Raw genomic sequence first — 24,330 nt, forward strand, 5'->3', positions numbered from 1 at the left:
GAGGTGGGCGCGCATGGCGACCTCTGCCGACCTCACACCCGGTGGGGCCCTGGACGAGGAGCGGGTGCAGCAGTTCCTGGAGAAGGTGATCTCGGACAGCGCCGCCGCGGTCGCCGGCCTGTGCACCTCGCTCGGCGACCGGCTCGGGCTGTACGCGGCCATGGCCGGTGCCGGGCCGCTCACCTCCACACAGCTCGCCGACCGCACCGGGCTGGCCGAACGCTATGTGCGCGAATGGCTGGCCGCCCAGGTGGCCGGCGAATACGTCACCTACGCGCCCGGCACCGACACCTACCTGCTGCCCGACGAGCACGCCGCCGTCCTGGCGGACCAGGACGCCCCCACGTACGCGGCCGGTTTCTTCACCCTGCTGCAGGCCCTCTACGCCACCGAGGACGCCCTCATGACGGCCTTTCGCACCGGAGAGGGCGTCGGCTGGGAGGAGCACGGCCCGGCGCTGTTCGCCGGTACCGCGAAGTTCTTCCGCCCCGGCTATGCGGCCGCGCTGGTACCGGAGTGGCTGACCGCGCTGGACGGCGTGGTGGAGAAGCTGGAGCGCGGCGCGCTCGTCGCGGACGTCGGGTGCGGATACGGCTACTCCACGACGCTGATGGCGCAGGCCTTTCCCCGGTCACGGTTCCGCGGCTTCGACTTCCACCGCCCGTCCGTCGAGGCGGCCCGCGAGAACGTGGCCGAGCAGGGCCTGGGCGACCGGGTCAGCTTCGAGGTCGCCACCGCCCAGGACTTCCCGGGCGAGGACTTCGACCTGATCACGTTCTTCGACTGTCTACATGACATCGGCGATCCGGGCGGCGCCCTCCACCACGCCGAGGAGGCACTGGCCGACGACGGGACCTGCATGCTCGTCGAGCCGAACGTCTCGGCGCACGCCGAGGAGAACACCAACCCCATCGGCCGGGCGATCACCGCATCCTCGGTCGCCGTCTGTCTGCCGTCCGCGCTGGCCCAGCACGGGCCGCAGGCACTGGGAAACCACGCGGGTGAGGAGGCGATGCGGCAGATCGCCGACGAAGCCGGCCTCCACCACTGGCGACTCGCCGCGGAGACCCCCGTCAACCGCGTCTATGCCGTCGGACGCTGAGGCGTCTGACGCGCCCGGCCGGTCTTCCCCCGGCCGGCCGGGTGGCCACCGTCGGGCGGGTGTCCCCGTCGGCCGGGTGGAAGCCGCCGTTCGTCCTCCGGGCGTCCCGCCCGCCGGGCGGGCCCTCGTTTGACTGGCCCCTGCCCCCTCGGCACGCTGGACGTATGAGCGCGGCCGCGGAGGCCGGCCTGCGGCGCATTCTCGCCGTCGTGGACCTCTTGGGCGATGCCGTCGACGAGGAGTCCCTCGTTCCGGCCCTGCTGCCGCTGTTGCTCGCCGCCGTCCCCGGCGACAGCATCGTCTGGTCCCCCCGCGCCGGCTCCGCCGACCGCCCGCTCACCCTGCCCGCCGGCCTGCTGACCGACGACATCCGGGAGGCGTTCGCCCGCGAGTCGGCCGCCGACCCCCTCGTCGCCCACACCACCCTGGGCCCGGGCACCCCGATGCGCCGCTCCACACTCCAGACCCCCGGCGAATTCCATGCCCTCGCCGCCTACACCGACGTCTACCGGCCGTGCGGCAGCGAGCATCAGCTGGCGATGTCGTTCCCCGCCGGCAATGCGGACGGGGTGCCGCGGAGGGTCTGTGTGGCGTTCAGCCGCAGTGGCGGCGACTTCTCCGACGACGACGTGGCGGCCGCCGCCGTCCTGCGCACCCGGCTCAGCCGCGTCCTCGGCCGGCTCGCCCCGCCGACGCCCGTGCCGTCCCCCGTCACCCGCCGCGAGTCCGCCGTCCTCGCCCTGCTCGCCCGGGGCCTGACGAACCAGCAGATCGCCCACCGGCTGGCGATCAGCCCGCGGACCGTCGACAAGCATCTGGAGCACGCCTACGCAAAGCTCCAGGTGGGCGGCCGGGTCGAGGCGGCGAACGCCTGGCGGTCCCGCAGCCCGGCGGTGGCGCGGCCCGCGCCGTAGGGATACGGGCGGGGACACGGACCAGGAGGCCGCGGCCGGTGGGCCGCCCACAGGGACGACGTCCGCACGGCCCGCACCGATGAGTTTCCGTGGCCGTCGGCGTCTACCCGTTGCACAGCACAGGCGGGCGCTGCGGCGCCGGACGACGGGAGTCTCAATGACTGAGTCAAGCCGCGTGCGCGACCGGTGGGTCGGAGGTGAACACCCGGTTGTCGCGCAGGAGGGCCCACAGGACGCCGGCTCGTCGGCGGGCCAGGGCGATGACGGCCTGGACGTGCTTGCACCCCTCGGCACGCTTCTTGAGGTAGAAGTCCCGGTTCGGCCCCTCGCGGATGATGCTGGTCTGCGCGGACATGTAGAACACCCTGCGCAGGCGACGGCTGTAGCGCTTGGGACGGTGCATGTTGCCAGTCCTGCGGCCGGAGTCACGCGGAACGGGCACGAGACCGGCAGCGGAGGCCAGGTGGCCGGCGTCCGCATAGGCCGTGAGGTCGCCGGCGGCAACGACGAACTCGGCGCCGAGTATGGGGCCCATGCCGGGCAGAGACTCGATGGTCCCGGCCTGCGGATGGGCGCGGAAGGTCTCGCGGATCTGCTTGTCGATGCGCTTCAGCCGGTCGTCCAGCGCGAGAATCTCGGCAGCCAGCTCAGCGACGATCGGCCCGGCGACGTCCTCACCGGGCAGGGCGGTCTGCTGGGCTTGAGCGGCCTCCAGAGCGGTGGCCGCGACCGCGTCGGCATTGCGGACACCGCGGTTGGCAAGCCAGGCTGTCAGCCGGGCCCGCCCGCGGCGGCGTATCGCAGCCGGAGTCTGGTACCCGGTCAGCAGCACCAGGGCACCCTTGTGGGCCGAGTAGTCAAAGGCTCGCTCCAGGGCCGGGAAGACGCCGGTCAGCACGTCGCGGAGCCGGTTGATCATCCGCACCCGGTCGGCCACCAAGTCGGACCGGTGAGCGGTCAGCAGCGCGAGGTCGGCGGCCAGCTGAGCCGGCACATCAATCGCGGCGAAGTCCCGACGGTGACGCGACGTCTCGGCGATCACGTAAGCGTCGCGGGCGTCGGTCTTCGCCTCGCCCCGATAGGCACCGGCCATGCGGTTGACAGTCCGGCCGGGCACGTAGACCGCCTGCTGACCGTGAGCCGCGAGCAGGGCCAGCAGCAGCGCCGAGGACGTCCCCGAGATGTCCACTGCCCAGCGGACCTCGTCCGCCAGCTCCAGGATCTCGCCGAGCGCGGCAAGGATTGCCGACTCGTCGTTCTCGATCTTCTTCGACCACAACGTCGCACCGGTCCCATCGACCACCGCCGCCCAGTGGTGCCCCTTGCCCGCGTCGATACCGACCCAGACCTCGCTCCGTCGGTCGCTCACTCGCCCCTCCTCGTTCCGCACAGCGTGCCGTTGGCCCGAGGAACACCCCGCCGTCATCTCCGTAATCAGCGACCGCACAAGCGCGCACATCTCAATCAGCAGCCAGGGCGCCCCGGAGAGCCGGACGGCCACTCCCATCGAGCCACTGAAGGCAAGACCTCATAAGCCACATCCGGCCCTCCCGGGCCACCTAACAACTTACGGAGGACCTCATGACGACCGACAGCGAACGGAAGGCGGACGAGGCGCGGATCCGGGAGGTGCTGGAGGACCGGGCGGCCGCGACGACGGCGCGGGACGCCCGGCGGTTTCTGTCGCACTGCGCGCCGGACATCGTGGAGTTCAGCCTGGCGCCGCCGCTGCAGTACAAGGGACCGCAGGCGCGGGACCAGCGGGCCGTCGAGGCCTGGTACGCGACCTGGCGGGGACCGATCGAGGTGACGCTGACCCAGCTGGAGATCACGGTCGGCGACGATGTCGCGTTCGGCCACAGCATCAACCGGATGCGCGGGACGAAGACGGACGGCTTCGAGGTGGAGCTGTGGAGCCGCGCCACCGTCGGACTCCGCAGGATCGACGGCACCTGGAAGATCACGCATGCGCATGACTCGGTGCCGTTCCTGATGGACGGATCGGGGCTGGCCGCGCTGGATCTGACGCCGTAGCGGGACGGGACGGACCCGGCCGCGGCGCCGCTCAACGGGGCAGCGAGTGGCGCCGGTAGGTGACCATGTTGTGGCGGACGCGGGTGACTTCGACGGTCAGGTGGCGGTCCCGTCCGAGGGGGAAGTGCGCCGTGCAGCGCACCGCGTCGTACGGCACGGGCCGCAGGTCGCCGAAGCAGTGCACCGCGTCTGGCCCGCTGCGGAACGGCAGGGTGAGCTGGCCGCTGATCGCTCTGGCGATCTCGGTGCGCAGCACGGTGTGGGTGCCGTCGTCGACCTCGCTGGTGGCCTCGCGGTCGCGGAGCCGGGCGGCGGCGAACGCCAGCGCGCCCGCCGTGACCAGGGCCGTGAGGAGGCCGATGAGCAGGCCGCGCCGGAGCGGATGGGGCTCCACCGCCGTCAGCTCCCGGTGCCGCGGGTGCCCCGGCGGCGGGCGAGGGCGCCCCAGCCGGCCGCGGCCATCAGCAGCAGGCCGCCGGCCGTCGTGGCCGTCCGGCCGGTACCGGCCGCGCCGCCGAGGCCGGTGTCGGCGCCGCCCTGGGGGACGGTTCCGTCGGCGCCGCCGGAGACGATCATGGTGCCGGTGAGGACCTTCCGGCCGTCGCCGGATTCCTTGCCGCGCCCGCCGGCGTCCCCGTCGCCCTGTTCGGTGCCGTACCCCGCGCCGTGGTCCTCGTCGTCGCCGTCCCGGCCGGATGCCAGCGCGCTGGGCCGGGCGCCCGAGGTGCCGCCGCAGGTGAGGGTGACCGTGTACGAGCCGGGCGCCGTGCTCTCCGGGAGGATCGCGGTGCCCTCGGTCCGGCCGCTCTGGCCGGGCAGTTGCATCGCGGGGATGTCCGCCGCGTCGCCGAAGGTCGCCGTGGCGGATTCGCCCCCGCAGCTGCCGCCGTCGTGGACGGAGAAGGCGGTGCCCGGTGCCACCGGGTCGGGCTGTACGACCACCGTGCCGGCGGTGTCCTGGGCGGCGGGAGCGGCCTCGTTGACGGCGTCGCTCACCGCCCCGCCGACGGCCTCGGTGGCGGCGTCCGCACCGTCGCCGTCGCCGACGAGCAGGACGATCACCACCAGGGCGCCGGCCGCCAGGGCGTACGGGGATATCTGCCGTATGTGCATAACCCGAGACAAGCGCCCGGTCACCCGCCGCGCACCTCGATCGAATGCCGCACCGGGGGCGAACTACCCGGGAACCCGTTCCGGCGCTCGCTGTTTCCGCAGGTCACACGGGTGCGTACGCCCCGTACGGCGGAGCGCGCGGAATGGGCTTTCCGGGTGGTGCGCCGGGACGGCCCCGGGACGTGCACCGCACACCGCGTGAGAATGCTCCGCCGCCCGGCCGCCCGGCCGCCTCGTTCCGCTGGTGCGCGGGCGGCGGGTCAGGTCGCCAGCTGGAGGTCCCAGCCACCGGACCGGCTGGTGAAGGTGGTCACCGACAGCGGCTGCACATCGATCCGCCAGAACGCGTGCGGGGGCGCCTGGAGCACATAGACCAGGGCGGCGCGGATGACGCCGGGTTCGGCGACCGCGAGCAGTCCGGCGGCGTCGTCGGTCGGCCGGGTGTCCAGCCAGCCGCCGACCCGGGAGATGAACGCCGGCAGCGACTCCCCGCCGTGCGGTGCGGTGCGCGGATCGGCCAGCCAGGCCTCCACCGCGCGCGGTTCGGCGGCGGTCACCTCGCCCAGCGTGCGGCCGCGCCAGCGCCCCATGTCGCAGTCGCGCAGCGCCGGCTGGGCCAGCGGGCGCAGCCCGAGCGCCTCGCCGGTGTCCCGGCAGCGGGCGGACGGCGAGCAGTAGCGCAGTTCGGCGGCGGCGAGCCGGCACAGGGCGGGAGCGGCCCGCTCGACCTCGTACCAGCCGGCGGTGTCGAGCGGGCGGTCGTCGTCGAAGCGGGTTTCGAGCAGCGAGGAGTTGCGGGCGGCGGCGAGCAGCTTGAGTCGAACGCTCATTCGCCGATGGTAAGAGGGGTGCCGCCCCGGTGGCACCAGTTGATCACAATTCGACAGGACCCGGGTCGATCAGCCCCAAGGTCATCCACTGCTCCGGCGACACCAGGGGGCGGAAGCCGATCTTCTCGTACACCCCGTGGGCGTCCTGGGTGGCGAGCGTCAGCCGGCTGAGGCCGCTGGGCGCCATGTGGTCGGCGACGGCCTCGACCAGGGCCGTGCCCAGCCCCTTTCCGCGGTCGTCCCGGCAGATGTAGACGTCGCAGAGCCAGGCGAAGGTGGCGTGATCGGTGACCACCCGGGCATAGCCGGCCTGACGCCCCGAACCGGACACGTACAGGCCGAAGTTGAGCGAGCCCGCCACGGCGCGGTCGTGCAGCTCCCGCGGGCGGCCCACGGCCCAGTAGGCGTCGGTGGACAGCCAGTGATGGACCAGGCCGGCGTCCAGGCGGGCCGGGTCGGTGGAGATCTCGTAGCCGTCGAGGGCAGGGGCGTTCATGCCGGGAGGTTCGCAGAACGGCGGGGCGGCGTCGAACCGGTGGGCGAGCGGGATCCCCTCGGTGCCGCCCCGCGCTCCGTGGACGGCCCGGCTCGGCGGCGCTGGCGTACCTCGCCCCTCCCCGCCCTCAGCTCACCTCCACCCCCAGCTCCGCACACGCCGCACGGAGCCTGCGCACGCCCTCGGCGATCTCGCCGGTGCCGGACGCCGCCGCGAAGCTCAGCCGCAGATACGCGCCCGGCGGCTCGGCGGCGAAATACGGGCGGCCGGCCGCGACCGCGACCCCCGCCCGCAGCGCCGCACCGGTCAGCGCCGCCTCGTCGGTGCCGTCCGGCAGCCGCAGCCAGAGGTGGAAGCCGCCCGGCGGGACGTACACACCACCGGGCGCGGGGTCGTGACCCGGCGCCGGGCGGTGCCGGGTGAACGCGGGCAGCTGCCGGTGCAGGGCGGCGGTCAGGGCGTCGCGGCGGGCGGTCAACTCACCGGCGATCAGCCGCAGATGACGGGGCCAGGCGGGCGAGCCGACGAGTTCCAGGGCGGCTTCCTGGAGCGGCCGGGGCACGAAGAAGCTGTCGACGACCTGGATGGCGCGCAACCGGTCGAGCACCGGGCCGCGGGCGGCCAGGGCCCCCACCCGCAGATTGGGCGAACTGGCCTTGGTGAGCGAGCGGACGTGGACGACGGTGCCGTCCTGGTCGTCCGCCATCAGGGTCGGCGGGAGCGCGGGGGCGTCGGCGTGTGCCAGCAGCCGCGCGAAGTCGTCCTCGATCACGAAGGCGCCGGCCGCACGGACCACCCGCAGCACCTCGCGGCGCCGCTCGGCGGCGAGCACCGCGCCGGTCGGGTTCTGGAACAGCGGCTGGCAGACGAAGAGCCGGGCCCCACTGGCGCGGAAGGCCTCGGCGAGCAGATCCGTACGGACCCCGTCCTCATCGATCGGTACGGGCACCGGCCGCAGCCCCGAGGCGCGGGCGACGGCCAGCACGCCCGGGTAGGTCGGGGACTCGACGAGCACCGGGGCGCCGGGCGCGGCGAGCGCGCGCAGCGCCGCGGTCAGCGCGCTCTGACCGCCCCCGGTGATCAGCACGTCATTGGCGCCGAGCGGGCCGCCGGCGCCGGCGATCTCCCGGGCGAACCAGGCCCGCAGCTCCGGCACCCCGCCGACCGGCGGGCGTCCCCAGGCGCCCGGCCGCCGGCCGGCCCGGGCGAGTGCGGCGGCCAGGGCGCGTTCAGGCTGCAGATCGGCGTGCAGGTAGCCGCCGTCGAACTCGATGACGCCGGGGGCCGGGGTGGCGAGGGTGGCCAGCACGCCGGTGGCGTCCACGCTGCGCGGCACCTGATCGCCGGCCGGCTCCGCGCTCAGCGCGATCTCCTGCCAGGAGGTGTCGATGGGACGCGGCGCCTCGCCCCGCGGTTCGGCCCGGAAGGCCCCGGCGCCGGGCCGGGTGACGACCAGGCCCTCCGCCGCCAGCTGGGCGAGCGCCCGGGACACGGTCACCGGGCTGACCCGGTGCCGTTCGACGAGGGCACGACTGGACGGCAGCTTCTCTCCTGGAGAGTAGCGGTCCAGCTCTTTACGGAGGATAGCGGCCAGCTCGGCACCACTGCTACGCTCTTGCATGAAGCACAACGATAGCGCTATCGCCACCGTAGGAATAGCGGTCAGCACCCCTGCCGCCGGTGATCCGGACACCGCGACGACCGCCGCCGAGGAGCCGGGCACCCCGAAGGCCGCCGTCAAGGGGCCGGGCCTCCCGAAGCCCACCACCACCGCCCACGTCGGCCGCGGCCTGCTGCTCGCCGTCCTCGGCGTCGCCGCCTTCTCTCTCACCTTCCCTGCTACCGCCTGGGGACTGGAGGGCATGGGCCCGTGGACGGTGGTGATGCTGCGCAGCGTGCTGGCCACCGTCCCGGCCGGCGCCGCACTCCTCGCGCTGCGGGTACGCCCGCCGGGGCGGCGCCACTGGGCGGGCATCGCGGTGGTCGCGGGCGGCGTCGTGCTCGGCTTCCCGCTGCTGACCACCCTGGCCCTGGAGACGTCCACCACCTCGCACGCCGCCGTCGTGGTCGGTCTGCTGCCGCTGGCCACCGCCGCCTGCTCGGCCGTACGGACCGGCGCCCGGCCCTCCCGTACGTTCTGGATCGCCTCGCTGGTCGGCGCCGTCGTCGTCATCGGCTTTGCGGTGCAGCAGAGCGGCGGGATGCCGAACCGCAGCGATCTGCTGCTGTTCGTCGCGCTGCTGGTCTGCGCGGCCGGCTACACCGAGGGCGGCCGGCTGGCCCGCCACATGCCGGGCTGGCAGGTGATCGGCTGGGCGCTGGTGCTGGCGCTGCCCGTGACCGTGGCGGGCGCGGCGCTGGCGCTGTCCGCCGAGCCGCTGGAGCTGACGGCGCGCTCGGTCGCCGGGGTGCTGTGGCTGGCGGTCGGCTCGCAGTTCCTCGGGATGGTCGCCTGGTACCGCGGGATGGCCGTGATCGGCATCGCCCGGGCGAGCCAGCTGCAGCTCGCCCAGCCGCTGCTGACCCTGCTGTGGTCGGTGCTGCTGCTCGGCGAGCGCCTGCCACCGGCCGCGCCCGCCACGGCGCTGGCCGTCCTGGCGTGCATCGCGGTCACCCAGCGGGCCCGGGGGTGACAGACGGGCCGCCGGGGCGGGCTGCCGGGCGGGACCGTGGGCACGGGCCGCCGACGGCCCCCGGGACGGAACAACCCGGCACTTCCCGGGTGCGTCGGGCCGCTGCGGACGTAAACTTGCGGCGATGGCAGATAGCGCCGTCCGGGTCACGACAGGCCCGTAAACCGTTGAAACCGTTGGCCGTTCAACCGTTGGCCGGCGCACCGTCGGCCGCACCGGTCACACGGCCGCCCCAGACGGGGAGGAGCCCTGATGCACGCGAACAGGGGCGACCGGCTGGTGGTGCACGGCAGGACCGTCGGGCATCACGACCGGGTCGTCGAGATCATCGAGGTAATCGGCACGAACGGCGATCCGCCCTACCGTGTCCGCGGCGAGGACGGGCATGAGGCGATCATGTCCCCCGGCCCCGACTCCGTCGTCCGGCACGTCAAGGCCACCGACACCGAATCCGGCCGCTGACCCGGTCCCGTACGCGGACCACCGAAACGTCGGCCGCGCGGCCACGGTCCGTGCGGCCGATCCGTGCGACGGCCCCGGAGGCCTTAGGCCCGTGCCGCGCTGGCGTAGTGGTCGCGTACGACCCGCGCCATGGCGCCGGACGGGTCCTTGGCGACCACCTTCGCCGAGAAGTACACATGGCCACCGACCTGCGGATAGCCGCGGGCGAAGGTGAGATGGCGAGAGATCTCGGCGGGGTCCTTCCAGGCGACGGGCTCCGTCCCGCCCGCCTTGTAGAGCGCCTCGCCGATGTAGAGGTCGACCCCCGTGCCGTCGACGGTCCGCGCCCACCAGGGCACGAGTTCGGCGTAGTCGGCGGCCTTGGTGCCCAGCGGCCAGTAGACCTGCGGCACGATGTAGTCCAGCCAGCCCTCGCGCACCCAGCGGCGGGTGTCGGCGTACAGATCGTCGTAGGTCTGCACCCCCGCCTGGGTACGGGAGCCCTGCGGGTCGGTGGCGTGGTTGCGCCAGACCGCGAACGGGCTGACCCCGAACCGCACCCGGCGCCCGCGGCGCTCGCCCTCGTCGCGGAGCTTGCCCGCCATCTCGTGGACCAGCCGGTTGATGTTGTCCCGCCGCCAGGCGTCCCGGCTCTCGGAGTCGCTGCCGTACTCCTGGAACGCCGCGTCGTCGTCCAGGTGCCGGCCGGCGACCGGATACGGATAGAAGTAGTCGTCGAAGTGCACCCCGTCGACGGGGTAGCGCCGCACCGCGTCGAGCATCGCGTCCTGGACGAAGGCGCGGACCTCCGGCAGCCCGGGGTTGTAGTAGAGCTTGCCGCCGTACGACAGGACCCACTTCGGGTGCCGGCGGGCGGGGTGGTTCGCGACGAGCCGGCCGGGGTCGTCGTGGTTGGCGATCCGATAGGGGTTGCACCAGGCGTGCAGTTCCAGATCGCGCCGGTGCGCCTCGCGGACCGCGAAGTCGAGCGGGTCCCAGCCCGGGTCGCGGCCCTGCTGCCCGGTCAGATACTGCGCCCACGGCTCGTACGGGGAGGGCCACAGGGCGTCCGCGGTCGATCGCACCTGGAAGAACACGGTGTTGAGCTTGCGTGCGACGGCGGTGTCGAGGAGGCCGCGCAGTTCCCGCTGCTGCTCGGCCGGCGTGAGCCTTGCGCTGGAGGGCCAGTCGAGGTTGGCGACGGTCGCCAGCCACATGCCGCGCATCTCGCGCCGCGCCGCGCCGGCCGCGGGCGCCGCCGCCCCCGCGGTGAGCAGGGAGGAGGCCGCACCCAGTGCGGTCACCGCGAACCCTCGTCGTGTCATCCGTCTCATCAAAAGTCCCCAAGTGTCTGGTTCGTACCGTCTTGAGGGCTCAGAATGCCCGCCCCGGCGCCGGTAGCACAGCACCTCGCGGAGTAACGTCGGGGCCGAAAGCGGGCGTCGCACCTTACGGCGCACCGCCGGTTTCCGAAGATCAGCGAAAGGCACGAGGTGACGGACACATTTGCCGACATTGCACGCGTCGGAGTGGTCGGCTGCGGCCAGATGGGCGCAGGCATCGCCGAGGTGTGCGCCCGCGCCGGGCTGGACGTCATGGTCGCCGAGACCACCGGCGAAGCACTGGAGCTGGGGCGCACCCGCCTGACCAACTCTCTCGGCAAGGCCGCCGAGCGCGGCAAGATCACCACCGCGGAGCGCGACGAGACGCTCGGCCGGCTCAGCTTCACCACCGACCTCGGCGAATTCGCCGACCGTGACCTCGTCATCGAGGCCGTGGTGGAGAACGAGCAGGTCAAGACCGAGATCTTCCAGATCCTCGACCAGGTGATCACCCGGCCGGACGCCATCCTGGCCTCCAACACCTCCTCGATCCCCCTGGTGAAGCTGGCGGTCGCCACCTCCCGCCCCGACCAGGTCATCGGGATCCACTTCTTCAACCCGGCGCCGGTTCAGAAGCTGGTCGAGCTGATCCCCGCGCTGACCACCGGCGAGGAGACCATCAAGCGCGCCGAGGCGCTGGTCCAGGACGTCCTGGGCAAGCACGCGATCCGCGCCCAGGACCGCTCGGGCTTCGTCGTCAACGCCCTGCTCATCCCGTATCTGCTCTCCGCGATCCGGATGTTCGAGTCGGGCATCGCCAGCCGCGAGGACATCGACAACGGCATGGAGATGGGCTGCGCCCACCCGATGGGCCCGCTCAAGCTGACCGACCTCATCGGCCTGGACACCGTGGCCTCGGTCGCCGCCTCCATGTACGAGGAGTACAAGGAGCCCCTGTACGCCGCTCCCCCGCTGCTCGCCCGGATGGTCGACGCGGGCCGGCTGGGCCGGAAGTCCGGTTCGGGCTTCTACTCGTACTGAGCCCGAGAGGCGTCCGCCCGCCGCTCGGGGGAAAACCGGCGGGCGGACCCCGGGCCGGCGGGCGCCCGTCCGCCGGCGTCGGCCCCCGTGGCACCTTCGAGTGAACTCCCCCGCGGGCGCGAGCGGGAGCGTGTGAACCGCCCCGGTCGGGGTGCGCGATTCACACCCCGTACGAACGCGCCGCACCGCCCGTCACCCCGTGTCATTTCGCACGGGGTGTGAAACATGGACCAGCATCTCCCCGCCACACACGCTCCCGCCCGTCGCCGCAGCGCAGTTGACTGGTAGCCGTATGGACTACGAACTCGCGACACGAAGGAATGAGGAGCGGACCGTGACCGCCCACCCCCGAACCGACCCGGTGATCGCCGACTTAGCCGAGTTGAGACGTCTGCACGACGTCGGCATCACCCGGGTCGACGGTCAACTCGCGCTGCTGGCCCAGCGCTCCGAGCAGCAGACGCGTGACGCGGACGAACTGCAGGTCCGCGTCACGCAGTTGGAGAGCGCCCGCTGGCCACTGCCCTCGCTCGCCGCGCTCACGGGGCTCGCGGCGCTGGCGGTGGCGGTGTGGCAGGCCACGGGCCGGTGACCGCCGGCCGCGGGTCACCGGCCGGTACCGGTCAGCCCAACCGGATGTGATGCAGCATCAGCAATGCGGCGGCCATGTTGGCGGCCGGCACCTCCCCTCGCGCCACCATGTCGGGCACCAGCTTCAACGACACCCACTCCCGCCGCTCGGACTCGAACCCGTCCTGGGCCGGACCGGTGTACTCGGCCCGGTCGGACCAGTAGATGTGGTGCCGCGCGTCGGTGAGGCCGTTGGACGGCTCCACCGTGAGGAGATGGTGGAGGGGCCCCGGGCGCCACCCGGTTTCCTCCTCCATCTCCCGGGCGGCCGCCGCCGCGATGTCCTCGCCGTCCTCGACGACCCCGGCGGCCAGCTCCCAGCCCCAGGTGTCGGTGATGAAACGGTGCCGCCACAGCAGCAGCACCTCGTTGGCCTCGTTGACCACGGTGGCCACGGCGACGGGCCGCATCCGGATCAGATAGTGATCCAGATGACGGCCGTCCGGCAGCTCCACATCGGCCAGTTGGACCCGGAACCAGGGATTCGCATAGACGGGCTTTTCGCTGAGCATGTTCCAACGCACGTAACTGCCACCTTCCGCTGTTTGGCCGGCAAGGTGACACGAGCCCGGTCACAGCGGAACGCGCAGCACCTCGTCGATGAGATCGGCAGCCTCGTCCGTCGCGGAGCTCCCGGTCCTGGCCAGATGCTCGCGCACCGCCCGCAGCCGGTCCCGCAGCCGTTGCGACTCCATACCCCGAGCCTGCTCCGTCATCTGCGCGGCATCGGCCACGGCCCGGTCCGCATCGCCTTGGCGCAGCTCGATATGGGTGAGCATGGCCAGCCGGTGGACCCGGCCGCGGTCGTGTGCGGGGGTGTCGACGGCGGCGTCCGCCTGCTCCCGGGCGGCCCGCAGGTCCCCGAGGCTCAGCAGCGCCTCCGCCACCTGTACGTTCACCAGGCCGGGCTGGACATAGCCCGTCTCGGCCGGCTCCTGCCCGGGCCGGATGCGCTCCGCGGCCGCCTCCGCACGCCGGATGCACGACAGCGCGCTGACGCCGTCGCCGAGCCGGGCGTAGGACTTGGCCTGCATCGCGTAGAGGTCCGCGGCGAGCGCCGGGGTGATCTGCGGGCCCGCGGCCCGCAGCGCCGCCTCCGCGAAGGCGACCGCCTGGCGGTATTCCCGTACGAAGAGGGACTGGTTGACCAGCAGCGCGATGACATACGCGCCGAGGCCGCGGTCCCCGCTGGCCTTGGCCAGCCGCAGCGCCTGATGGAAGTAGCGCTGGGCCAGCCCGAGCGAGTCCGAGTCGTACGCACAGATGCCGGCGACCGCGACCAGTCCGCCGGTCGCCCGGTGGAGCTGACGCCCCGTCGCATCGCTGTAGCTGCCCCGCAGCAGCGGCGCCGCCTCGGCGTTGAGGAATCCCACGATGCGTGCTCTGGTAGCGATACCACCCGCCTTCCGGTACATCGTCTCGTAGTGCGTCCGCGCGGCGCGCAGCATCTCGATGTCGGCCATGCCGACGCGCGTCAGCCCGTCGCGGGACACATCGGAGTCCTCGGGAGGGTTCTCCCACTCCCACACGGGGATGACCGCCGAGGTACCGGTCAGCGCGGGCGCGTCGAGGATGTGCGGCCGCTGCTGCTCGTCGGACCGCCACAGCGCGGTGGCCCGCTCGACGAATCCGGAGAGCGGGGTGTCCGTGCTGCGCCGGTCACCCGGTCCGCTCAGCCCGATGTCGTCCAGCCCGACCGGGCGGTGCAGCCGTTCGCCGAGGATCTCGCAGATGAGGTCCGGCACCTGCCCGCGCGGCCGCTGGCCCTTCAACCACCGGGCCACCGCGGTGTGTTCGTAGCGCAGCGCCAGGCCGCGACACCGGCCGAGCTGGTTGATGCGCGCGGCGAGCCCGGCGTGCGAGATGCCGGACTCGTCGAGAATCGCGTCGAGCAGGGTGTTGGGCTCCATACCGGCCTCCTGGTGAGCCGGGCCCGCCCACGGGCCATCAGCTCATGGCCTTGTCGACTTCACCACTCCGTCAGTTGAGCGTAGTGAAGCGCCCCTCACACGGGGTGTGAAGGGTGACGGCGACTCAACTCGGCCCGCAGCCCCGCAGTATGTACGCGAACACCGCGTCGAAGCCGGAGGTGGCCTCCTCCGCGGAGAGCACGCCGCTCACCGCGAAGCTGGCGAAGCCGTGCAGGGTGGTGAACACCGGCATCGCGATGCTGTCGACGGGCCCCTCCCGTACCTCACCGCTGCGCTGGCCCTCCGCGACCAGCTCCCCCGCCATCGCGCCCAGCCGCTGGCCGGCCGCGATCAGCGCCTCGGACGCCGCCGGACCGTGCTTGATCGTGTACATCAGGTCGAGCAGCTCGGCGTTGGCGCGGGCGAAGTCCACATAGGCGCGGACGAACCCGCGGAGCCGGTCGGTGAATGCCTCGCCCGCGGCGTCCCGGGACGCGCTCAGGGCCTCGTCCAGCCGCTCGAAACCGGCCAGCGCCAGCGCGTCGAGCAGCGCCTGCTTGTCCTTGAAGTGCCGGCTCGGCGCGGCGTGGCTGACGCCGAGGTCGCGGGCCAGTTCCCGCAGGGACAGTGCGCCCGGCCCCTTCTCGCGGAGCGTCTGCTCGGCGCGGGTGAGCAGCGCGGCGCGCAGGTCTCCGTGGTGGTAACGACGAGTGTGCATGCCGGCCATCCTATCTCCCATGTATTCACTGGCTACATTGTTGGCATTGACAGCATTGTTGGCGTTGCCTACATTGGCGCCATGGCTCACACCCCGAAATGGAACTCCACCGACCTTCCCGACCAGACCGGCCGCACCGCCGTGGTGACCGGCGCCAACAGCGGACTCGGCCTCGCCACCGTCGATGCCCTCGCCCGGGCGGGTGCCCATGTGGTGCTCGCCGTACGGGACCCCGGGCGCGGCGAGGCCGCGGCGGACACCGTGCGGGGCGCCCGGGGCAGCGTCGAGGTCCGCCGCCTCGACCTGGCCGACCTCGCCTCCGTGCGCGCCTTCGCCGCCGACTGGCAGGACCCGCTCGATCTGCTGATCAACAACGCCGGGGTCATGAACATCCCCGAGTCCCGGACCAAGGACGGCTTCGAGACGCAGTTCGGCACCAACCACCTCGGCCACTTCGCGCTGACCAACCTGCTCCTGCCGTACGTCACCGACCGCGTGGTGACCGTGGCGTCCGGGGCCCACCGGCTGCCCGGCAACCGCATCCACTTCGACAACCTGAACCTCACCGGCGCGTACCGCCCCGTCACCGCCTACAGCCAGTCCAAGCTGGCCAACCTGCTGTTCACCCTGGAACTGCAACGCCGCCTCACCGCCGCGGGATCGCCGGTGCGCGCCCTGGCCGCACACCCGGGCTGGGCCGCCACCAACCTGCAGGGCGCCGACGCCAGCCCGCTGCGGCGCGCGGTGATGCAACTGGGCAACCGCGTGGTCGCCCAGGACAACAGGGCCGGTGCACTCCCCACCCTCTACGCCGCCACGCAGGACCTGCCCGGTGCCTCCTATCTCGGCCCCGACGGGCTCGGCGAGATGCGCGGCGCACCGGCGATGGTCGGCAGGACGGCCGCCGCCAGCGACCCGGAGAGCGCCGGCCGGCTGTGGCAGGCGTCCGAGCGGCTGACCGGTGTCACCTTCCCGCCGCTGGGCGGCCGGCAGGTCAGCGCGGAAGCCGCGCGCTAGGAGGCGTGGTGCCGGCCGACCGCGCCGGCACCCGCACCCGGTCGTTGCTCAGCATCACCAGCGCCACGTCGTCGGTGAGGCGCCCGCCCGCATGCCGCAGCAGCGCCTCCCGCACCTCCCCGACCACCCCCGCCGGCGAGGGGCCGCACGGCGCCGCGGCCGCCTCGACACTGCTGCGCAGCTCCTGCGCCAGCGGAAAGAACTCCCCCGCCGCGTCCCGCGCATCGGCCGCCCCGTCGGTGTGCAGAAACAACCCCTCGCCGGGCCGCAGCCGCCCGCACCGCACCGCGGACAGCTCCTCGGGCAGCGGAAACAGCCCCAGCGGCGGCATCGGCTCGGCCGGCGCGACCGGGGCGACCGCCTGGCAGGCGACGCGGTACGGCCACGGATGCCCGCAGTTCAGCGCAGTGACGGAGCCGTCCCGCGCCACCTGAAGCAGCAGCAGGGTCACGAACTCCTCCGCGAGCCGGCCCACCGACTCCCCGCCGCCCGGCGGCTGCCCCTCCCCCGCCCGCTCGCGCAGATGCCGCTGGTGCGACCGCTCCAACCGCCGCAGCACATCGCCGAGTTCGGGCTCGTCGTGCACCACTTCGCGAAAGCTGCCGAGCATCGCGGCGACCGTGCCTATGGCCTCCAGCCCGTGCCCGCGCACATCCCCGATCACCGCCCGTACGCCATGGCGGGTCCCCACGACCTCGTACAGATCACCGCCGACCTCGGCCCCCTCGCTCGCGGAGAGATGGTCGGCCGCCAGCAGCACCCCGTCGATCCGCCGCGGCAGCGGCCGCAGCACCACCCGCTGGGCGGCGACCGCGACCTCCCGGGTCCGCTCCAGCTCCCGTACCAGCCGCAGCCGCCGGCCGGCCGTCAGATAGCTGGCGCCGATCACCGCGAGGATCGCGCCGCAGGTCACCATGCGCGTGCCCAGCCCGGCCCCGGCCTCGACGCCGCCGAACGGCACCAGCGCGAGCAGGGCGCACACGCCGCCGAGCAGGACGCACTGCCGGCGGCCGGTGCCCGCGCAGGCGATGGCCGGCGCGGCCGCGAGGAGTTGCAGCAGCTGACCGCTGGTCGGGCGGCACAGCTCCCAGGCCACCACACCGAGCACCCAGAGGCCGGGCAGGACGAAGACGAAGGCGCGCCGGGCGCGTGCCGCACCGGCGCGCACTCCGCCCCTCGCCCAGGTTCGGATCATGCCGATGGTCCCCCTAGCCGGTGGTCCCCTAGCAGGCGTTGAGCGGGTTGGTGCGGCCCGCTGCCGCGGTCACGCGGGCCGCCCGGACCCGACCGATTCTGGCGACGTTCCGTGTCCACCCGACGACGATGCGTACATAATCACCCGATTGGGTGATCGTGTACGGATCTGATGGTCTCCCCGGGGCGGAGTGCTCTGCCCCTGCCTCCCCACGGCCGTCTTCCCCACCCCGGGTACGCCCCACCGGCCGCGCAGGACCCACCCGTCGCACACCGCACATGCCGAGGGCGCAGACGGCCATACCGTCTGCGCCCTCAGCCTTCAGCACGCCGTTGCGGCGGTCGCGGGCAGCGCCCACGCTCAGCCGCGCAGCACCGCCCCGGTCCGCTCCACGGCCGTCGCGACCGCCGCGTCACGGGCCGCCGAGGCCTCCTCCGCGGTCAGCGTCCGGTCGGCGGCACGGAAGCGCAGCGCGTACGCCAGCGACTTCTTGCCCGCACCGAGCTGCTCACCGGTGAAGACGTCGAACAGCCGGAGCGACTCCAGCAGTTCACCCGCACCCTCGCGCAGCGCGCTCTCGACCTCCGCCGCGGGGACGGAGTCGTCGACCACCAGCGCGACATCCTGGGTCGCGACCGGGAAGGCCGAGATCTTCGGGGCGCGCAGCGGGCCGGTGCCGGCCCGCTCCAGACGGTCCAGGTCGATCTCCATCGCGCACGTACGCTCCGGCAGGGACATCGCCTTGGTGACCCGCGGGTGCAGCTCACCGGCGTTGCCGACGAGGACCTCCTCGCCGTCGACGAGGGCGAGCAGCGCGGCACAGCGGCCCGGGTGGAACGGGGCGTGCTGGTCCTGACGGACGATCAGCTCGACGCCCGCCTCCCGCGCGACCGTGCGGCCCGCCTCGATGGCGTCCGCCCAGTTCGCGGGGCGTCCCTCGCCCCACCAGCCGGCCTGCTCCCGGCCCCCGGCGAGGACCACGGCGGCGCGCCGCGGCTGCTGCGGCAGCGAGGCGTCCAGCGAGGCGATCTCGTCGTCGGTCGGCCGGCGGTCGACCACCAGCCGGCTGGCCGGCTTCTCGTCACCACTCGCCCGGAAGACCGGGCCGGTCTCGAAGAGCGCGAGATCGTGCGTGCCGCGGCCGTAGTTGCGGCGCAGCGCGCCGAGCAGCCCCGGGACCAGCGTCGTACGGAGGTCGGGCTCCTCGTCGGAGAGCGGGTTGACGAGGGTGACCGCCGCGCGCCGCGGGTCGTCCTGCTCGATGCCGAGCTGGTCGAGCACGTGCGAGCCGGTGAACGGGTAGTTCAGGGCCTCGACATAGCCCGCACCGGCCAGCGCCCGGCCGACCCGGCGGTGCAGCCGCTGACGCTCGGTCAGCCCGCGGCCGGCCGGCGGCAGCGGGAGGGTGGAGGGCAGGTTCTCGTAGCCCTCCAGCCGGATGACCTCTTCGGCCAGGTCGTTCGGCTCACTGAGGTCGGGCCGCCAGGACGGCACGGTCACGACCAGCTCGTCCTGGCCGTAGACATCGCACCCGACCTGCTGCAGTCGGCGGACGACGGTCTCCCGGCCGTAGGCGACACCGGCGACCTTGTCCGGGTGGTCGGCGGAGACGGTGATCGTGCGCGGCCCGCTGGGCGTGACGATCTCCGTGACGCCTTCCTCCGCGGTACCGCCCGCGAGCAGCACCAGCAGGTCGACGGCCCGCTGGGCCGCGGCGGACGCGGCCTCCGGGTCGACGCCGCGCTCGAAGCGCTTGGCGGCCTCCGAGGACAGCTTGTGCCGGCGGGCCGTACGGGCGATGGAGAGCGCGTCGAAGTGCGCGGCCTCGATCACGACATCGGTGGTGCCGCGCAGCCGCCCGGTCTCGGGGTCGGCGGCCGCGGCCGCGATCTCGGTGTTCGCACCGCCCATGACACCTGCGAGCCCGATCGGGCCGCGGTCGTCGGTGATGACCAGATCCGCCGCGTCCAGCACCCGCTTGGTGCCGTCGAGGGTGGTCAGCTGCTCGCCCGGGGTCGCCCGCCGGACACCGATCGGGCCGGACACCGTGGTCCGGTCGTAGGCGTGCAGCGGCTGGCCGAGCTCCAGCATCACGTAGTTGGTGATGTCGACGGCCAGCGAGACCGGGCGCATCCCGGCCTTCTGCAGCCGGCGCTGCAACCAGAGCGGGGTGCGCGCCTCGGGCTCCAGGCCGGCGACCGTACGGGCGGTGAAGCGGCCGCAGCCCATCGGGTCGGAGACCTGGACGGGGTAGCCGCCGGCGTTCGGCGGCGGGACGTCGAGCAGCGCCGGGTCGCGCAGCGGCAGACCGTAGGCGGTGGCGGTCTCGCGGGCGACACCGCGCATCGACAGGCAGTAGCCGCGGTCCGGGGTGACCGCGATGTCCAGCACCTCGTCGACGAGCTCCAGCAGCGCGATGGCGTCGGTGCCGACCTCGTACTCGGGCGGCAGCACGATGATGCCGTGCGTGCCGTCGTCGCCCATGCCCAGCTCGTCGCCGGAGCAGATCATGCCGTGCGAGGTCTTGCCGTACGTCTTGCGCGCGGCGATCTTGAAGTCGCCGGGCAGCACGGCGCCGGGGAGGACCACCACGACCTTGTCGCCGACGGAGAAGTTCCGCGCGCCACAGACGATTTCCTGCGGCTCGCCGGTGCCGTTGGCCTGGCCGACGTCGACCGTGCAGAAGCGGATCGGCTTCTTGAAGCCCTCCAGCTCCTCGATGGTCAGCACCTGGCCGACGACGAGCGGGCCCTTGAGGCCCTCGCCGAGGCGCTCGACGGTCTCGACCTCCAGGCCGACCGCGATGAGCTTTTCCTGTACGTCACGACCGGTTGCCGTGGCCGGCAGGTCGACGTACTCCCGCAGCCAAGAAAGCGGGACCCGCATCAGATCTCCATCCCGAACGGCCGGGTGAACCGGACGTCGCCTTCGAACATGTCACGCATGTCTTCCACGTTGTGCCGGAACATCAGCATCCGGTCGATGCCGAACCCGAAGGCGAAGCCGCTGTACTTCTCGGGGTCGACGCCGCAGGCGATGAGCACCTTGGGGTTGACCATTCCGCAGCCGCCCAGCTCGATCCAGCCCTCGCTGGAGCAGGTACGGCAGGGACGGTCGGGGTTGCCCACGGACTCGCCACGGCAGACGTAGCAGACCATGTCCATCTCGGCGGACGGCTCGGTGAACGGGAAGTAGTTCGGCCGCAGCCGGGTCTTCATGTCCGGGCCGAAGAGCGCCCGGACCATGTGGTCGAGCGTGCCCTTGAGGTCGGCCATGGTCAGGCCCTCGTCGACGGCGAGCAGCTCGATCTGGTGGAAGACCGGGGAGTGCGTGGCGTCCAGCTCGTCGGTGCGGTAGACCCGCCCCGGGCAGACGACGTACACCGGCGGCTCGCGGTCGACGAGCGTCCGGGCCTGGACCGGCGAGGTGTGGGTGCGCAGCACGACGCCGCTCTCATCGCCCTCGGTGCCGTTGCCCTGGACGAAGAAGGTGTCCTGCATCTGGCGCGCCGGGTGGTCGGGCACGAAGTTCAGGGCGTCGAAGTTGAACCACTCCGCCTCGACCTCGGGGCCCTCGGCTACCTCATAGCCCATCGCCACGAAGACGTCCGCGACCCGCTCCATGAAGGTGGTCAGCGGGTGCCGGGCGCCGGCCGGGGTGCGGTCGTAGGGCAGCGTGACGTCCACGGCCTCCTCGACCAGCACGCGCGCGTCGCGCTCCGCCTCCAGCTCCTCCTGGCGGGCCTTGAGCGCCTGGTTCACGCGGCCGCGGGCCTGGCCGACGCGCTTGCCGGCGTCCGCCTTGGCGTGCGGCGGCAGGGCGCCGATCTCGCGGTTGGCGAGCGCGAGCGGCGAGCGGTCGCCGGTGTGCGCGACCTTCACCTCACGCAGCGCCTCCAGATCGTCCGCGGCGGCGATGGCGGCCAGCGCCTCGTCCAGCCGGGCGGCGATCTCTTCCGGTTTCAGGGCTTCGACCTCGACAGGGTCGTACGACTTATTGGGTGCGGACATCTCTTCCCGTGCTTCCGGTGGACTGGCTTGGCTTGGCTCGCTTCGCCTCGGCTCTTCGTTCACAAACGTCGATGACCAGACGTCGCTCGGAGACGTCGGATGCCGAGCCCGCGCGGTGCCCGCGATGCCTGTGCGCCAAAGGTGCCAAAGGTCAAGTCTAAGGGGGACGGGCCACGCGGCAGGCCCGAGCCCCTGCGGGGCGCCCGGCGCGGGTCCTCAGGCCAGGAAGGCCGGGGCCGCGACGGGCAGACTGAATCGGAACTGCGCGCCGCCGGCCGGCGCCCGGCCGACCGTGATCGTCCCGCCGTGGGCCTCGACGATGCCCTTGACGATATAGAGGCCCAGGCCGGTGCCGCCGCGCTTGCTGCCCCGCCAGAAGCGGGTGAAGACGCGGCTCATCGACTCCTCGGGGATGCCGGGGCCCTCATCGCTCACGGTGACGCTCGTCCCCTCCGTGCTGGTCGCGTCCGATACCGGTCCGACCTCGATGGTGACGGTCCCCTCGCCGTGGCGCACCGCATTTTCCAGCAGGTTGCCCAGCACCTGGTCGACCTTGTCCGGGTCCGCCCACAAATCGGGCAGCGGTTCCAGCATCCGGATCAGGAAGCGGTCGGGCCGCTGGCCGGCGGTGGTCTGCGCCTGGACGTTCCGGCGGACCGCGGCGCTCATGTCGACCCGCTGCCGGCGCACCTCCAGCCGCCCGGAGTCGATCCGGGAGATGTCCAGCAGCTCGGCGATCAGCCGGGTGACGCGGTTGGCGTCGGCGTCCACCGTCTCCAGCATCAGCCGCTTCTGGTCGTCGGTGAAGCGTTCCCACTTCTGGAGGAGGGTGGCAGTGAACCCCTTGACGGAGGTCAGCGGCGAGCGGAGCTCATGGGCGACGGTGGCGATCAGCTCGGCGTGGCTGAGCTCCGTACGGCGCCGCGCCTCGGTGCCGCGCAGCGCGATCACCAGCCGCTGGACGGGGCCGGTCGGCCCGCTGCGGACGTAGCGGGCCGAGACCAGCACCTCGCGGCCGCCGAGCAGCAGATTGCGCTCCGGCTGGCCGCGGCGGATGGCCGGCCCGCCGTAGGGGTCGGTGAGCCGCCACCAGCGGCGGCCCTCGATGTCCTGCAGCGGCAGGGCGTGTTCGAGGGGGTGGCCGAGCGCGTCCTCGGGGGCGATGCCGGTGATCCTGGCCGCCGCGGCGTTGAAGCAGATCACCCGGCCTGTCTCATCGGCGACCACCAGGCCGTCGGGCAGATCGTCGGGGTCCAGCCCGAGACCGGTCCCCGGGGCGTCCGCTGCTCCGGCCGTGGCGGGCGACGGCTCGCGCGGCGGTCCGCCGGACGGCCTGCCGCCGGCAGTGGCTGTGGTGCCGGAAGTCCTCACACTCATCCCCGTTACCCCCTTCCGGGCCCCCGGGCACGCAAGCCTACTAGCTCACACCACCCGTGCCGCGAGGATCCGGACTACGCCCCTCAGGCGGGTGACACCGCACGGCATCCGCCGGTGCCGCGCTGGGCGCGGGCGGAGGCGTAGAGGCAGACCGCGGCGGCCGTCGCGAGGTTGAGGCTCTCGGCCCTGCCGTGGATCGGTACGCGCACGACGGCGTCGGCCAGCGCCCGGGTCTCCTCCGGCAGCCCCCAGGCCTCGTTGCCGAACACCCAGGCGGTGGGCCCGCCCATGGAGCCGGCGTCCAGTTCGGCGTCCAGGTCACGGTCGCCCGCCCCGTCGGCGGCGAGGATCCGCACCTCGGCGTTCCGCAGTCCCTCCACCACCCGCTCGACCGGTACGCCCACCGCGACCGGGAGGTGGAAGAGCGAACCGACCGACGCCCGCACCGACTTGGGGTTGTACAGGTCCACGGAGGCGTCGGTGAGCACCACCGCGTCCGCACCGGCGGCGTCCGCGCAGCGCAGCACCGTGCCGGCGTTGCCGGGGTCCCGGACGTGGGCGAGCACCGCGATCAACTGCGGGCGGGCGGCGAGGATCTCCTCGAACGGCGAGTCCAGGAAGTGGCAGACGCCGAGCAGGCCCTGCGGGGTGACGGTCTGGGAGATGTCGGCGATGGTCCGGTCGTCGGCGAGGTGCACCCGCACCCCGGCCGCGCGGGCCGCCTCGACGATCTCGGTGTGCCGCTCGGCGGCCTCGACGGTGGCGAACAGCTCGATCAGGGTGGGCACCCCGTCCGTGCGGTGCGCGATGGCCTCCCGTACGGCCTGCGGCCCCTCGGCGATGAACCGGCGCTCCTTGCCGCGGAAGGCGCGGCGGGCCAGCCGCCGGGCGGCGGTGACACGCGGGGAACGCGGGGAGATCAGCTCGGGGGTGCCCATGGGCGGCGGCTCGCTTCTGTTGTTTCGGTGCGTGGGGCCCGGACCGGGCGGGATCCGGTCCGGAAAAGCGGCGGACCCGCAGGCCGGGGCCTGCGGGTCCGCGTCACAACGTCGTCAGGCTGAGGTTCAGGCAGCCTTCGGGGCGTTGACGTCGCTCGGAAGCGCCTTCTGGGCGACCTCGACGAGCGCGGCGAACGCGTTGGCGTCCGTCACCGCGAGGTCGGCCAGGATCTTGCGGTCCACCTCGATGTTGGCGGCCTTCAGACCCTGGATGAAGCGGTTGTAGGTCATGCCGTTGGCGCGGGCAGCGGCGTTGATCCGCTGGATCCACAGCTGACGGAAGTCGCCCTTGCGCTTCTTGCGGTCGTTGTAGTTGTAGACGAGGGAGTGGGTGACCTGCTCCTTCGCCTTGCGGTACAGGCGGGAGCGCTGGCCACGGTAGCCGCTGGCCTGCTCGAGGATCGCCCGGCGCTTCTTGTGGGCGTTGACTGCCCGCTTGACGCGTGCCACTTGTTAACTCCTTGTAGCGGGGCCGTGGGGGTACTCACACGGCCCGGTTCGATTGGGTCCCGGTCGAAGTCGCGCGCCCCGTACGTCATGCGGGGCGCG

24 protein-coding genes are annotated in these 24,330 nt (G+C 73.0%); 8 read left to right on the forward strand and 16 right to left on the reverse strand.

What is annotated here, in order from left to right:
* Positions 1–13: 13 nt before the first annotated feature.
* On the forward strand, positions 14–1,102 hold the full coding sequence (locus EST54_RS04585) for a class I SAM-dependent methyltransferase (RefSeq protein WP_129245289.1): 1,089 nt from the start codon (positions 14–16) through the stop codon (positions 1,100–1,102).
* A gap of 164 nt (positions 1,103–1,266) precedes the next feature.
* A complete protein-coding gene (locus tag EST54_RS04590; protein WP_129245291.1) occupies positions 1,267–2,016 on the forward strand; it encodes a helix-turn-helix transcriptional regulator in 750 nt (249 codons plus the stop codon).
* 166 nt (positions 2,017–2,182) lie between these two features.
* Here the strand turns inward: EST54_RS04590 and EST54_RS04595 are convergent, their stop codons facing one another.
* Positions 2,183–3,385, reverse strand: a complete 1,203-nt coding sequence (locus EST54_RS04595; RefSeq protein WP_129245293.1) for an IS110 family RNA-guided transposase — start codon at positions 3,383–3,385, stop codon at positions 2,183–2,185.
* A 212-nt stretch (positions 3,386–3,597) separates the two neighbouring features.
* Between EST54_RS04595 and EST54_RS04605 the strand changes: the two genes are divergently transcribed.
* Complete coding sequence (locus tag EST54_RS04605) at positions 3,598–4,050, forward strand: YybH family protein (protein WP_129245295.1); 453 nt, start codon at positions 3,598–3,600, stop codon at positions 4,048–4,050.
* Between the two features lie 31 nt (positions 4,051–4,081).
* On the opposite strand, the gene EST54_RS04610 is transcribed toward EST54_RS04605, so the two are convergent.
* The 5 genes from EST54_RS04610 to EST54_RS04630 form a co-directional block, all read right to left on the reverse strand.
* The gene (locus EST54_RS04610; protein WP_129245297.1) at positions 4,082–4,444 is read right to left on the reverse strand and encodes a DUF4333 domain-containing protein; all 363 of its coding nucleotides are present in this window, start codon (positions 4,442–4,444) and stop codon (positions 4,082–4,084) included.
* Between the two features lie 5 nt (positions 4,445–4,449).
* The gene (locus EST54_RS04615) at positions 4,450–5,163 is read right to left on the reverse strand and encodes a hypothetical protein (protein WP_129245299.1); all 714 of its coding nucleotides are present in this window, start codon (positions 5,161–5,163) and stop codon (positions 4,450–4,452) included.
* Positions 5,164–5,423: 260 nt separating this feature from the next.
* On the reverse strand, positions 5,424–5,993 hold the full coding sequence (locus EST54_RS04620) for a histidine phosphatase family protein (RefSeq protein ID WP_129245300.1): 570 nt from the start codon (positions 5,991–5,993) through the stop codon (positions 5,424–5,426).
* A 43-nt stretch (positions 5,994–6,036) separates the two neighbouring features.
* Complete coding sequence (locus tag EST54_RS04625) at positions 6,037–6,489, reverse strand: GNAT family N-acetyltransferase (protein ID WP_129245302.1); 453 nt, start codon at positions 6,487–6,489, stop codon at positions 6,037–6,039.
* 127 nt (positions 6,490–6,616) lie between these two features.
* Positions 6,617–8,110: an aminotransferase-like domain-containing protein gene (locus tag EST54_RS04630; RefSeq protein ID WP_129245305.1), complete on the reverse strand. Its 1,494-nt coding sequence runs from the start codon at positions 8,108–8,110 to the stop codon at positions 6,617–6,619.
* Between EST54_RS04630 and EST54_RS04635 the strand changes: the two genes are divergently transcribed.
* Together EST54_RS04635 and EST54_RS04640 are read left to right on the forward strand one after the other, a co-directional pair.
* Entirely contained in the window at positions 8,109–9,122 is a 1,014-nt protein-coding gene (locus EST54_RS04635) for a DMT family transporter (protein ID WP_129245307.1), read from the forward strand. The two genes, EST54_RS04630 and EST54_RS04635, sit on opposite strands and share 2 nt — an antisense overlap.
* 252 nt (positions 9,123–9,374) lie before the next feature.
* Positions 9,375–9,584 carry a DUF1918 domain-containing protein gene (locus tag EST54_RS04640; protein ID WP_006607564.1) on the forward strand — a complete coding sequence of 70 codons (210 nt, stop codon included), beginning with the start codon at positions 9,375–9,377 and terminating at the stop codon, positions 9,582–9,584.
* An 83-nt stretch (positions 9,585–9,667) separates the two neighbouring features.
* Here EST54_RS04640 and EST54_RS04645 read toward each other — a convergent pair whose 3' ends face one another.
* Entirely contained in the window at positions 9,668–10,897 is a 1,230-nt protein-coding gene (locus tag EST54_RS04645) for a glycoside hydrolase family 10 protein (protein ID WP_129245309.1), read from the reverse strand.
* 159 nt (positions 10,898–11,056) lie between these two features.
* Between EST54_RS04645 and EST54_RS04650 the strand changes: the two genes are divergently transcribed.
* Together EST54_RS04650 and EST54_RS04655 are read left to right on the forward strand one after the other, a co-directional pair.
* Complete coding sequence (locus EST54_RS04650) at positions 11,057–11,926, forward strand: 3-hydroxybutyryl-CoA dehydrogenase (RefSeq protein ID WP_129245311.1); 870 nt, start codon at positions 11,057–11,059, stop codon at positions 11,924–11,926.
* A 334-nt stretch (positions 11,927–12,260) separates the two neighbouring features.
* Entirely contained in the window at positions 12,261–12,518 is a 258-nt protein-coding gene (locus tag EST54_RS04655) for a hypothetical protein (protein ID WP_129245313.1), read from the forward strand.
* A 31-nt stretch (positions 12,519–12,549) separates the two neighbouring features.
* On the opposite strand, the gene EST54_RS04660 is transcribed toward EST54_RS04655, so the two are convergent.
* From EST54_RS04660 to EST54_RS04670, 3 genes are all read right to left on the reverse strand, one after another.
* On the reverse strand, positions 12,550–13,080 hold the full coding sequence (locus tag EST54_RS04660) for an NUDIX domain-containing protein (RefSeq protein ID WP_129245315.1): 531 nt from the start codon (positions 13,078–13,080) through the stop codon (positions 12,550–12,552).
* Positions 13,081–13,128: 48 nt separating this feature from the next.
* Positions 13,129–14,466, reverse strand: coding sequence for a transcriptional regulator (locus tag EST54_RS04665; protein WP_129245317.1), 1,338 nt, complete (start codon positions 14,464–14,466; stop codon positions 13,129–13,131).
* A 124-nt stretch (positions 14,467–14,590) separates the two neighbouring features.
* Positions 14,591–15,184, reverse strand: coding sequence for a TetR/AcrR family transcriptional regulator (locus EST54_RS04670; RefSeq protein ID WP_129245319.1), 594 nt, complete (start codon positions 15,182–15,184; stop codon positions 14,591–14,593).
* 81 nt (positions 15,185–15,265) lie between these two features.
* On the opposite strand from EST54_RS04670, the gene EST54_RS04675 reads away from it, so the two are divergent.
* Entirely contained in the window at positions 15,266–16,201 is a 936-nt protein-coding gene (locus EST54_RS04675) for an oxidoreductase (protein ID WP_129245321.1), read from the forward strand.
* Here the strand turns inward: EST54_RS04675 and EST54_RS04680 are convergent.
* The 6 genes from EST54_RS04680 to rplT form a co-directional block, all read right to left on the reverse strand.
* Complete coding sequence (locus tag EST54_RS04680; RefSeq protein ID WP_129245323.1) at positions 16,179–17,396, reverse strand: PP2C family protein-serine/threonine phosphatase; 1,218 nt, start codon at positions 17,394–17,396, stop codon at positions 16,179–16,181. The two genes, EST54_RS04675 and EST54_RS04680, sit on opposite strands and share 23 nt — an antisense overlap.
* 360 nt (positions 17,397–17,756) lie before the next feature.
* Entirely contained in the window at positions 17,757–20,282 is a 2,526-nt protein-coding gene (gene pheT, locus EST54_RS04685; protein WP_129245325.1) for a phenylalanine--tRNA ligase subunit beta, read from the reverse strand.
* Positions 20,282–21,406 (reverse strand): phenylalanine--tRNA ligase subunit alpha, encoded by a 1,125-nt coding sequence (gene pheS, locus EST54_RS04690; RefSeq protein ID WP_129245327.1) that lies wholly within the window; start codon positions 21,404–21,406, stop codon positions 20,282–20,284. The genes pheT and pheS overlap by 1 nt, the downstream gene beginning before the upstream one ends.
* 216 nt (positions 21,407–21,622) lie before the next feature.
* The gene (locus EST54_RS04695) at positions 21,623–22,783 is read right to left on the reverse strand and encodes a sensor histidine kinase (RefSeq protein ID WP_174857391.1); all 1,161 of its coding nucleotides are present in this window, start codon (positions 22,781–22,783) and stop codon (positions 21,623–21,625) included.
* A gap of 83 nt (positions 22,784–22,866) precedes the next feature.
* Positions 22,867–23,721 carry a TrmH family RNA methyltransferase gene (locus EST54_RS04700; protein ID WP_129245329.1) on the reverse strand — a complete coding sequence of 285 codons (855 nt, stop codon included), beginning with the start codon at positions 23,719–23,721 and terminating at the stop codon, positions 22,867–22,869.
* Positions 23,722–23,847: 126 nt separating this feature from the next.
* The gene (gene rplT, locus EST54_RS04705) at positions 23,848–24,231 is read right to left on the reverse strand and encodes a 50S ribosomal protein L20 (RefSeq protein WP_006607577.1); all 384 of its coding nucleotides are present in this window, start codon (positions 24,229–24,231) and stop codon (positions 23,848–23,850) included.
* Between the last annotated feature and the right edge of the window lie 99 nt (positions 24,232–24,330).

This window comes from Streptomyces sioyaensis (assembly GCF_004122735.1).
Taxonomy (GTDB): domain Bacteria; phylum Actinomycetota; class Actinomycetes; order Streptomycetales; family Streptomycetaceae; genus Streptomyces; species Streptomyces sioyaensis.

Excerpts from the sequence above, each read along its gene's own strand:
- EST54_RS04585 (WP_129245289.1), top strand. The coding sequence starts at position 14 with ATGGCGACCTCTGCCGACCTCACACCCGGTGGGGCCCTGGACGAGGAG.
- EST54_RS04590 (WP_129245291.1), top strand. The coding sequence starts at position 1,267 with ATGAGCGCGGCCGCGGAGGCCGGCCTGCGGCGCATTCTCGCCGTCGTG.
- EST54_RS04605 (WP_129245295.1), top strand. The coding sequence starts at position 3,598 with ATGACGACCGACAGCGAACGGAAGGCGGACGAGGCGCGGATCCGGGAG.
- EST54_RS04615 (WP_129245299.1), bottom strand. The coding sequence starts at position 5,163 with ATGCACATACGGCAGATATCCCCGTACGCCCTGGCGGCCGGCGCCCTG.
- EST54_RS04620 (WP_129245300.1), bottom strand. The coding sequence starts at position 5,993 with ATGAGCGTTCGACTCAAGCTGCTCGCCGCCGCCCGCAACTCCTCGCTG.
- EST54_RS04625 (WP_129245302.1), bottom strand. The coding sequence starts at position 6,489 with ATGAACGCCCCTGCCCTCGACGGCTACGAGATCTCCACCGACCCGGCC.
- EST54_RS04635 (WP_129245307.1), top strand. The coding sequence starts at position 8,109 with ATGAAGCACAACGATAGCGCTATCGCCACCGTAGGAATAGCGGTCAGC.
- EST54_RS04630 (WP_129245305.1), bottom strand. The coding sequence starts at position 8,110 with ATGCAAGAGCGTAGCAGTGGTGCCGAGCTGGCCGCTATCCTCCGTAAA.
- EST54_RS04640 (WP_006607564.1), top strand. The coding sequence starts at position 9,375 with ATGCACGCGAACAGGGGCGACCGGCTGGTGGTGCACGGCAGGACCGTC.
- EST54_RS04645 (WP_129245309.1), bottom strand. The coding sequence starts at position 10,897 with ATGAGACGGATGACACGACGAGGGTTCGCGGTGACCGCACTGGGTGCG.
- EST54_RS04665 (WP_129245317.1), bottom strand. The coding sequence starts at position 14,466 with ATGGAGCCCAACACCCTGCTCGACGCGATTCTCGACGAGTCCGGCATC.
- EST54_RS04670 (WP_129245319.1), bottom strand. The coding sequence starts at position 15,184 with ATGCACACTCGTCGTTACCACCACGGAGACCTGCGCGCCGCGCTGCTC.
- EST54_RS04675 (WP_129245321.1), top strand. The coding sequence starts at position 15,266 with ATGGCTCACACCCCGAAATGGAACTCCACCGACCTTCCCGACCAGACC.
- EST54_RS04680 (WP_129245323.1), bottom strand. The coding sequence starts at position 17,396 with ATGATCCGAACCTGGGCGAGGGGCGGAGTGCGCGCCGGTGCGGCACGC.
- pheT (WP_129245325.1), bottom strand. The coding sequence starts at position 20,282 with ATGCGGGTCCCGCTTTCTTGGCTGCGGGAGTACGTCGACCTGCCGGCC.
- pheS (WP_129245327.1), bottom strand. The coding sequence starts at position 21,406 with ATGTCCGCACCCAATAAGTCGTACGACCCTGTCGAGGTCGAAGCCCTG.
- EST54_RS04695 (WP_174857391.1), bottom strand. The coding sequence starts at position 22,783 with ATGAGTGTGAGGACTTCCGGCACCACAGCCACTGCCGGCGGCAGGCCG.
- EST54_RS04700 (WP_129245329.1), bottom strand. The coding sequence starts at position 23,721 with ATGGGCACCCCCGAGCTGATCTCCCCGCGTTCCCCGCGTGTCACCGCC.